This is a genomic window from Nitrobacter sp. (assembly GCF_047149785.1).
Classification (GTDB): Bacteria; Pseudomonadota; Alphaproteobacteria; order Rhizobiales; family Xanthobacteraceae; genus Nitrobacter.
The window spans coordinates 1,789,703-1,799,194 of sequence record NZ_BAAGBE010000001.1 but is presented as its reverse complement, the minus strand read 5'-3'; the positions used below and the strand labels follow the sequence as shown (position 1 = coordinate 1,799,194).

7 protein-coding genes are annotated in these 9,492 nt (G+C 61.9%); 3 read left to right on the top strand and 4 right to left on the bottom strand.

Annotation, left to right across the window (positions count from 1 at the left end; translation table 11 throughout):
* Positions 1-6: 6 nt before the first annotated feature.
* Positions 7-1,980, bottom strand: coding sequence for an alpha-1,4-glucan--maltose-1-phosphate maltosyltransferase (locus ACMDCM_RS08285; protein WP_412773114.1), 1,974 nt, complete (start codon positions 1,978-1,980; stop codon positions 7-9).
* 154 nt (positions 1,981-2,134) lie between these two features.
* Here ACMDCM_RS08285 and malQ point away from each other — a divergent pair, with 154 nt between their 5' ends.
* Positions 2,135-4,081, top strand: a complete 1,947-nt coding sequence (gene malQ / locus ACMDCM_RS08280) for a 4-alpha-glucanotransferase (RefSeq protein WP_412773113.1) — start codon at positions 2,135-2,137, stop codon at positions 4,079-4,081.
* Positions 4,082-4,231: 150 nt separating this feature from the next.
* On the opposite strand, the gene ACMDCM_RS08275 is transcribed toward malQ, so the two are convergent.
* The 3 genes from ACMDCM_RS08275 to ACMDCM_RS08265 all read right to left on the bottom strand — a co-directional run bounded on the left by ACMDCM_RS08275 (position 4,232) and on the right by ACMDCM_RS08265 (position 7,503).
* A complete protein-coding gene (locus tag ACMDCM_RS08275; protein ID WP_412773112.1) occupies positions 4,232-4,744 on the bottom strand; it encodes a TIGR02281 family clan AA aspartic protease in 513 nt (170 codons plus the stop codon).
* Between the two features lie 111 nt (positions 4,745-4,855).
* Entirely contained in the window at positions 4,856-6,460 is a 1,605-nt protein-coding gene (locus ACMDCM_RS08270; RefSeq protein ID WP_412773111.1) for a sensor histidine kinase, read from the bottom strand.
* Positions 6,461-6,633: 173 nt separating this feature from the next.
* Complete coding sequence (locus ACMDCM_RS08265; protein ID WP_412773110.1) at positions 6,634-7,503, bottom strand: NAD(P)-dependent oxidoreductase; 870 nt, start codon at positions 7,501-7,503, stop codon at positions 6,634-6,636.
* 287 nt (positions 7,504-7,790) lie between these two features.
* Between ACMDCM_RS08265 and ACMDCM_RS08260 the strand changes: the two genes are divergently transcribed.
* Complete coding sequence (locus tag ACMDCM_RS08260) at positions 7,791-8,201, top strand: VOC family protein (protein WP_412773109.1); 411 nt, start codon at positions 7,791-7,793, stop codon at positions 8,199-8,201.
* A gap of 78 nt (positions 8,202-8,279) precedes the next feature.
* Positions 8,280-9,410, top strand: coding sequence for an iron-sulfur cluster carrier protein ApbC (gene apbC, locus ACMDCM_RS08255; RefSeq protein WP_412773108.1), 1,131 nt, complete (start codon positions 8,280-8,282; stop codon positions 9,408-9,410).
* Positions 9,411-9,492: the final 82 nt, after the last annotated feature.

Sequence of the window (9,492 nt, the reverse complement as noted above, 5' to 3'; positions counted from 1 at the left end):
CGGACCTCACGCCAGACAACGAAACAAAAGCGCAGGATCGCGGAGCGGATCGATCCTCAGACGTGCGCCGCCCCACTCGATAGCGCGACGCTCGCCGGTCATGAGGTTTTCGAGCGCGACCGGGGGCGACAGTCCGTCGGCGACCAACATTCGGATTGAATCGAGCGGCAGCCAGAATTCGCAGTCATCGCGCGACAGCGCGATGACGCCGACGATGGTGTTGCTGGCATCCGCCGTTTGCTTGACGAAGGCGACGATCTGATCGTTATCAACCGCTAGAAATCTCAGATTGCGGGTTTGCAGCAGTGCCGGATTGGCGCGGCGCGCCTGGTTAAGCGCTGCGATGTAGGGCTTGATGTTGCCCGGTGCGTTCCAGTCGCGGACCTTGATCTCGTACTTCTCCGAGTTGAGATATTCCTCGCGTCCCGGAATGGGTTCGTGCTCCAGAAGCTCGAAGCCATTGTAGATCCCGTAACTGCTCGACAGCGTCGCCGCCAGCGCCACGCGCGACTTGAACATCCAGGGTTCGCCGCTTTGCAAGTGATAGGGCAGGATGTCGGGCGTGTTGACGAAAAAATTCGGCCGGTAGTAATCGCGCTCCGGGTATCCTGTCAGTTCGTTGAGATAGGATTCGATTTCCCATTTTCGGGTGCGCCAGGTGAAGTAAGTGTATGACTGTGTGAAGCCGAGCTTCGCCAGTCCCTTCATGACCTTCGGCCGGGTGAACGCCTCGGCAAGAAAGATGACGCCGGGGTCTTTCGTCTGGACCTCGCGGATCAGCCATTCCCAGAAATTGAACGGTTTGGTGTGCGGATTGTCGATCCGGAAGATGCGCACGCCCTGGTTCACCCAGAACAGGATAACGTCGCGCAGCGCGTTCCAGAGCGAGCCGGCATCGTCGCAACTGAAATCCGGATTGACGATGTCCTCGTACTTCTTCGGAGGGTTCTCCGCATAGCGCATCGAGCCGTCGGGGCGCCGCTTGAACCAGTCCGGATGCTGCGTCAGCCAGGGATGATCGGGCGAACACTGCACCGCGATGTCAAGTGCGATCTCCATCCCATGCGCCTTGCAGGCGGCAATCAGATCACGGAAGTCGTCGAAGGTGCCGAGGTCCGGGTGAATCGCATCGTGCCCGCCTTCCCTGGCGCCGATGGCGTAGGGGCTGCCGGGGTCGTCTTCGGCGGCAGTCAGCGCGTTGTTGCGTCCCTTGCGATTTGTGCGGCCGATCGGATGGATCGGCGTCAAATAAAGGACGTCGAACCCCATCGCGGCGATATCGGGCAGGCGTGCGATGCAGTCGCGGAAGGTGCCGTGCTTGCCGGAGACCGCGCTCTGGCTGCGTGGCACCATTTCGTACCACGCACCCGCCACCGCAAGGTCACGGTCGATCGTCAGCGGGTAGAGCTGCGAGCGCGTAAGATCGCCGCGTTCGCGGCTTTCAGCCATGGCGTTCGCCAGTTCCGGCACAAGCAGGCATCCGGGATCGCCGCTTTTCAGATACTCCTCGCACTGACGGACGATGATCGTTGTCGCTTCCTTGCTGCCATACTGAGCGCGCGTCAGCAATGCGGCGCCCTCCAGCGCATCGAGCGTGACGTCCTGGCCGGCGTTCTGCTTCAGTTCGAAGCCATGCTTCCATGTCGCGAATTCGTCGGTCCATGCCTCGATGGCATAGACGTAGCGCCCGGGCTCGCCGGGCGTGAAGCTGCCGAACCAGCGATCGTTGTCGTGCAGGTTCATCGGCGACTTGTGCCAGTCGCGCTCCTGCTCGCGCCGCCAGATCAATTGTGCGGCGATAATGTCGTGACCGCTTCGGAATATGTCCGCCCAAACCTCGACGGTCTCGCCGACGCGCCGCTTGACCGAAAATCGCCCGGCGTCAACGCAGGGATAGACGTCCTCGATGTGAAAGCTGCCTGCCGTGGCGCCTCGTTCGCCCGCCCGTAACGGCATGTTCTTTTGCGTTGATACGGACATCACGCGCTGCTAACCCGCTGGTGGATGAGGACCCGCCTGATTAACCTTCGCGTCGCCGCAAAGTTCCCCGTGGAACTTGTCACCTTGCGCTGACGTTACCTTTCTTCGCGGGAACTTCATCCTGACGAAACCGCGTTCGGTTCGAGGCGTGGGGATGGACGTTCAATCAAAGGCGCGCGATCTTGGCATCGATCTGGAATTTGTGGACGGGCAGGGCCATCGCCATGTGGTGAACGGCGAGCGGTTGCGCGCCGTTCTCGATGGTCTGCCGTCCCCTTCGCGACACCCGTATCTGAAGCAACCCGTCGTTGTCGTCGCGGACGCCGACAATCGTCGTGTGCCGGTAGGCTCCGGGGCGAACGGAATCGGTTGGCGGCTCGTTGAGGGCAACGCCGTGCTTGCGCGAGGATACGTGGCCGGGGCGACGATCGATCTGCCGGAATCGGTGGCAATCGGCACCTATCGGCTGGAACTCGAGAATGAGCCCGGAAATACGATCGATTCCATTCCGTTGCTGGTGACACCAGGGAAAGCCCATCGAGGTTCGTTCGATAGAGTCTGGGTGCTGTCGGTTCAGCTCTACGGGCTATCGTCGTCGCGCAATTGGGGAATCGGCGATTTCACGGACCTCGCCGCACTGATCGAATTGAGCGCGGATTGGGGCTGCGCCGGCATCGGACTCAATCCCCTTCATGCGCTGTTCGATGATCGCCCGCTCGAATGCAGTCCATATGCACCGAACAGCCGTCTGTTTCTCAATCCGCTTTACATCGATCCCGAGCGGTTGCCGGATTTTTCCCGCGCATGGCTGGCGCAGCATCGCGAGCGACGCGATCAGGTCCGCCACGGCGAACTGATCGACTACGCAGCCGTCGCGGAATTGAAATTCGCAGCGCTCCGACATGCGTTCGAGGCATTCAATACCGCAGATACGAGCGCTCGAATCGGGTTCGAGGCGTTCAGGCGGGAGCGCGGCGGATTGCTGCAGCGCTTTGCCTGCTTCGAGGTGCTGCGGCGGCAATTCGCTCCGTTGCCGTGGTGGCAGTGGCCGGAGGAGTGGCGCCGTCCCGACGATGCACGGATTCAGGCCTTTCGAAACGGCCCGCGGCGTGCCGAGATTGAATTCGTGGAGTTCATGCAATGGTGCGCGGCGTTCCAGTTGCAGTCATGCGCCGATCTTGCCGCCGAACGCGGAATGGCGGTCGGGCTTTATCTCGATGTCGCCGTCGGCGTTCAGCCCGGCGGGTTCGACGCCTGGAACGAGCAGAACGCCATCTCGCGCGGGCTCTCGGTTGGCGCGCCGCCCGATCAGCTCAACACGGCGGGACAGGACTGGGGACTGGCGGGGTTCAATGCCGCCGGACTCGAGGCGAGCGGCTTCGCACCCTTTCGGGAGATGCTGCGCGCATCGATGCGTTTCGCAGGAGCCATACGGCTGGATCACGTCCTCGGGCTCAACCGGCTTTACCTGATACCGTCGGGAGCACCGCCGCGGGATGGCGTCTATGTGGAGATGCCGTTGGAGGCGCTGCTCGGCGTCATCGCGCAGGAGAGCGTCGGTCAGCGCTGCATCACGATCGGGGAGGATCTGGGCACGGTGCCGGACGGCTTTCGCGACGTTCTCGCCGAATGGGGGGTTTGGTCCTATAAAGTGATGATGTTCGAACGTGGCCATGATGGCGCTTTTGCCGGGCCATCGAGCTATGCGGCGAATGCCCTTGTCACCTTCAACACCCATGACCTTGCGTCGTTCGCGGGCTGGCAATCGCATTTCGATCTCAGGGTCAAGCGAGAGCTCGGTCTCGATCCCGGCGAGACGGACGAGATGCGGGCGCATGCATGCCGCGCGTTCGAATGGAAGTTGGGCGAAGAACATATCGCGCCGAGGGATTTTTACGGAGCCATTGAATTCCTCGCGCGCACGCCATCGCGCATCCTCGCGATCGCGCTCGACGATCTGGTTGGATCGAAGGATCAGCCGAACATTCCGGGCACGATGAACGAGCACCCCAACTGGCGGCGGCGGCTTCCGGTCGATCTGAACGATCTCGGTCGTTGCATCGATCTCGGTGCGCTTCGGCATGCGCTGCGCGACCGCTGAAACGCCGCTCACGATATCCGCTCACGGGGTCATGATGCGACGTCCTTGATCGTGGGCGGACGTTCCCGACCGAGCGGATCGACAATGACGAGACATTGGCGGCGCCGTTTGATGCGACCGCTCCTCCCGGCCCACTGGAATGACGGATGCTTATGGATAGCCGTGCAGCATCAATCGGTCTGCATGGACTTCCCAGCTCTCGAGTCGGTTGAGGAAACTCATCCCCAAAAGATTGGTTTTCATCTGGCCGCGTGGAACGACCAGCGCGGGCACGGATCGTTCGACGAGCCTCCCGACAGCAAGGCGGTCAAGCGTCAGCCGCGCCGCGCGCGCGTGTCCGCCGGCCGTCTCGACGTCGACGTCATAGTTCAGCAACTCCAGCGGCAACCCGGCGGCCTTAGCTGTCTCGTAGGTGAGGACAACGGAGGTCGCGCCGGTGTCGATGATCATCGCGGTTCTCACGCCGTTGATCTTGGCGTGCAGAGTGAAATCGCCATTCCGGGTGCGGGGAATCTGAACGCTTCGCGGGGGTCCGGCAGCGGCCTCGCGCAGCATGGTCGAGACCAGGCTTCCCGCAGCCGATATTCGCGCGGGATCGCCATAGGCGACCACGGCTCCCGCGGTCGCCGCCAGCATCACAACCACGAGCAGGATACGGATCATAACGCACCCGCCGGATTTTCGGCCATGGCCGGTTGATGCAAGGTGCTCAGCACGGTGTTTGGATACTCATTCAGGACCGTGGCGGTCATTCATGTGCTCCCGAAGCTTTGTCTAAAGACCTGTGCCGGCGTTCATGATCGGCTTGTTGCGCAGGCGGCGTCTCTCCTCCGCTGCCGGATCGGCCGCTTGCGGGGGTTGAAGCGGCGGGGCTTCTTCTCCCATCGGCGCGAGGGCGGACATCACGCGCTCCGGTGGAAAGGTGACGATGACTTCGGTGCCGATGCGGAGCTTGGACCGCAGGGTGAACGTGCCGCCGTGCATGTCGATCAGACTCTTGGCGATCGGCAATCCAAGGCCCGCGCCTTGTTCGGCGGATTTGATCGAATTCGAGCCTTGCCCGAACGACGCCAGCACGATCGGGATTTCGTCTTCGGCGATTCCCGACCCGCTGTCCTTGACGCTGAGGTATTGTCCGCCCGAGGCTGTCCATCCGACCTTCAGCCAGATCTCCCCGCCCTGTGGCGTGAACTTGATCGAATTCGACAACAGGTTGAGCACGATCTGGCGGGTGGCGCGCTCGTCGCCCCAGATACGCGGCATGCCCTGCTCGAACACCTCGTGAATCGTAATGCCCCGGCTGGAGGCGCGCAGCTTCAGCAAGTGGTGACAGTCGGCGACGACATGAGCAAGAGACACCGCTTCCTCATTGAGCTCGTAACGGCCGGCCTCGATCCGCGACAGGTCGAGGATCTCGTTGATCAGGTTCAGCAGATGAACGCCGGAATTATGAATGTCGGCCGAATAGCTTTTGTAAACCGCGACCGCGTGCTCTCCGAAAATCTCGCTCTTCATCACTTCGGAGAATCCGAGGATGGCGTTGAGCGGCGTTCGCAACTCGTGACTCATTTGAGCCAGAAATCGTGATTTTGCGACGTTGGCCGATTCAGCACGATGTCGCGCCTCATCCGAAATGGCCTTTGCCTGCTCGAGTTCACCGATCAAGGCATCCTTTTCCGCGCGCGCCTCGAGGGTCGCCAGCGTTGTGGTATGCAGCCGGTACGCCAGCAATGCAAAGTAGCCCTCCGCGACCAGCGCGAGCACGGCCAGGACGTAATTGTTGAATGTGCCGTCGATCGCAAACTTCAGCGCGATCGCTGAAGTCACCGGAGCCGTTGCGGCAAAGGCGGCAATAGGCAAGCTGGCGGCGAGCATGCTTGATACGGCCACGACCAGCAGCATCAGAAACATCATCAGGGTGTTGGCGACCGGATCCGAACCGGCGGGATGGACCAGGATCGTCGTCCAGCACAAACCATACAAAAGATCGAGCAGGATGAAACGCGCGCGCCATTTCCGCGTGCTGCTGGAGAATGATGACTTTTTAAGGTAGGTGTTGCAATTGTAGATGATAACGACATGGATGCAGAGCGTCCCGAAGGTCCACGCCGCCGCCGAGGCGGGCGCCATCCAGAAGCCGAACAGCACACCGGCCGAGACCACAAGCAGCATCACCACGAAGGACGCCGACAGCCGGGTTTGCGCATATTGCCGGAGCAGTTCGTGATCGAATGCGGGGCGGGTTCCGCTCGTCGAGGTCAACCGGTCCCGCGCTTCGCGGACCCGCTGCGTGGCGGCGCGGCGATGACGTGCGGAGGGCACAATCGCGGGAGCGACCGGAAGCTCGACGACTTCAGGTTTATCGGCGGGGGTACTCATCAACCAGACACAAATCCTGCACGCGACCGCGCGAGCCTTTACTCGCTTATATCTCTGGCGCTAAATCATTAAGGGCTGCCTTAAAGTGCAGGATATTTCGGTTAATGGATCGTTAAATCCTCCTGAGAACAGCGCTTTCGGCGGCGAAACGCCGCTTGTGAATCCGGCAGCCGTTAACGTTCAAGCCGCGCCAGAAGACTCGACGTGTCCCAGCGGCGGCCGCCCATTTTCTCGACTTCCGAGTAGAAGGCATCCACCAGGCTTGTAACTGGAAGGCTGGCGCCGTTGCGGCGGGCCTCGGAGAGGCAGATCGCAAGGTCCTTGCGCATCCATTCGACGGCGAAGCCGTGATCGAACTTCCCTTCGTTCATCGTCGTGGAGCGGTTGTCCATCTGCCACGATTGCGCGGCGCCCTTCGAGATCACCTCGACCACCGAACTGACGTCGAGTCCGGCCTTCCTGGCGAAGTGGATGCCCTCCGACAGCCCTTCCACGAGGCCGGCAATGCAGATCTGGTTGACCATCTTGGTCAACTGGCCCGCGCCCGCCGGGCCGAGCCGCCTGCACATCCGGGCATAGGCCGCGATGACCGGTTCGGCGGCGGCGTAAGCGTTCTCCGTTCCCCCGCACATGACGGTGAGAACGCCGTTTTCCGCGCCGGCCTGCCCGCCGGAGACGGGAGCGTCGACGAAATTGAAGCCGCGCCGGGTCGCCTCGGCATCGAGTTCACGCGCAACCTCGGCCGAGGCGGTCGTGTGATCGACAAAGGTTGCGCCTCGCTTCATTGCGGCAAATGCGCCGCCGGCGCCGACCGTGATTGCGCGCAAGTCGTCATCGTTGCCGACGCAAGCCATCACGAAATCCTGATCTTCGGCGGCCGCTTGTGGCGTCGGCGCGGATTTGCCTCCGAATTTGTCTGTCCACGCCCTGGCCTTGGCCGGCGTTCGATTGAACACGGTCACCTCGTGGCCGCCCTTTGCGACGAGATGTCCTGCCATGGGGAATCCCATGACGCCGAGACCGAGAAATGCGACTTTGGCCATGTCCGAACCTTGTTCAAGAAAAGGGTTTTGCCGTCATTCCGGCCGAGCCTGTTTGATGGGCGTTTTGCGGATGAGAGCGGGATGAGTGCGTCGCGATCAAATCTCGCCCGCCGCCCAGCATAGCCTTGAGGCTATAGCGGCAAAAGCGGAAAATCCTGAAGGAGCGCGGACGCGACGGCGATGCGATCGGAGGTTTGAGGGCGGGCGGCGGCGGATTCCAAGACGTTTCGAAACGCGTTAGGGTTGGCTGGGTAATCGGTTGCCGGTCAAACAAAGGACACCGTGACATGAGCGTGGGCGTGCTCGATCATTTCAATATCCGGACCCGCAAGCTTGCCGAGTCCGTGCGCTTTTACGAGGAGATTCTCGGTTTGACCAAGGGCGATCGGCCGGACTTCACGTTTCCCGGCGCGTGGCTTTATAGCGAGGGTAAGCCGGTCGTTCACCTCGTCGACATCTCGCCGACCTCGGAGCCGCAGAAGCCGGATTCCGGGGTCGTCCATCACGTCGCTTTCGCCAGCCGCGACTTCAGCGGCATGAAACAGCGTCTGGAATCGAAAGGCTTCCCTTTCAGGGATCGCCAGGTCCCCGGCGGAGCCATCTGGCAGATTTTCGTCTGCGACCCGAACGGCGTGACGATCGAGCTTAACTACGATGCGGTGGCTGAAGGGTCCGCTCAAACCCCGTCTTTGGATTAGTTAAGCGTGGACGTTGACCGGAGTGCGGCGGATCGCCATGTAGAGCGAAGCAGGGCGCACCGGCTCCGGAGAGACGACTTGAACGTAACATCGCAACAAGTTCTCGATCGACTGGCCGGTGTCCTCTCCCCCAGTGGCGTGGCACTCACCGGCGCCGACGTTTTGTCGGAGATCGCTGTCAGCGGCGACAAGGTGTTTTTCTCGATCAAAGTCGAGGCGTCGGAGACCCGGGCATGGGAAGACGTTCGCGCCCAGGCGGAGGCGGCCGTGCGCGCGATTCCGGGAGTGTCGGTTGCGCTGGTGGCTCTGACCGCCGAACGCAAGCCGGGCGCCGCCGCTGCAAGTTCGCTGCCGCGGTCCGCGCAGGGGATTCCGCATGTGTCGACACATCGGTCGCCGCCCGCTTCGGGTTCGCCGATGGCGCGGCAGGCGGATATTCCAGGCGTTGCCGCCATTATCGCTGTTGCATCGGGCAAGGGCGGCGTCGGCAAGTCGACCACCGCGCTCAATCTCGCGCTGGGCCTGCGGGCGCTCGGTTTACGCGTCGGTCTGCTCGATGCGGATATCTACGGACCCTCGATCCCGAGACTGACCGGTATTCGGGAAAAGCCGCAATTGAACGACAACAAGAAAATGATTCCGATTTCGCGGTTCGGTCTCGCGATCATGTCGGTTGGTTTTCTGATCGATGAAGAGCGCGCGATGATCTGGCGCGGCCCGATGGTGACGTCCGCAATCAGGCAGATGTTGCGGGATGTCGCCTGGGGCGAGCTCGACGTTCTGGTCGTCGACATGCCGCCTGGGACGGGCGATGCGCAACTGACGCTGGCGCAAACCGTGCCGCTCAAGGGCGCCGTGATCGTGTCGACGCCGCAGGATTTATCGTTGATCGACGCGCGGCGCGGGCTCGCCATGTTCAAAAAGGTCGACGTGCCGGTTCTCGGCATTGTCGAAAACATGAGTTTTTTCCAGTGTCCGCATTGCGGGACGCGAAGCGACATTTTTGGCCACGGCGGCGCGCGACATGAAGCGGAACGGCTGGATGTGCCGTTCCTCGGCGAAGTCCCGCTGCATATGTCGATTCGCGAAACCTCCGATTCAGGTCGTCCGGTCGTGGAGAGCGATCCTGACGGACCGCACGCGGCGATCTACCGCACTATTGCCGGACGCATCCGCGACCAGCTTCGGAGCGCGACCGCCGCAGTCTAGAACCCTCATTCCGCAGGCCGCTTTCAAGTCTGTTTGATGGACCTGCGAGTGGCTGCCGTGCGTTTTCAGCGGCCGAACTCCG

Excerpts from the sequence above, each read along its gene's own strand:
- ACMDCM_RS08270 (WP_412773111.1), bottom strand. The coding sequence starts at position 6,460 with ATGAGTACCCCCGCCGATAAACCTGAAGTCGTCGAGCTTCCGGTCGCT.
- ACMDCM_RS08265 (WP_412773110.1), bottom strand. The coding sequence starts at position 7,503 with ATGGCCAAAGTCGCATTTCTCGGTCTCGGCGTCATGGGATTCCCCATG.
- ACMDCM_RS08275 (WP_412773112.1), bottom strand. The coding sequence starts at position 4,744 with ATGATCCGTATCCTGCTCGTGGTTGTGATGCTGGCGGCGACCGCGGGA.
- malQ (WP_412773113.1), top strand. The coding sequence starts at position 2,135 with ATGGACGTTCAATCAAAGGCGCGCGATCTTGGCATCGATCTGGAATTT.
- ACMDCM_RS08285 (WP_412773114.1), bottom strand. The coding sequence starts at position 1,980 with ATGTCCGTATCAACGCAAAAGAACATGCCGTTACGGGCGGGCGAACGA.
- ACMDCM_RS08260 (WP_412773109.1), top strand. The coding sequence starts at position 7,791 with ATGAGCGTGGGCGTGCTCGATCATTTCAATATCCGGACCCGCAAGCTT.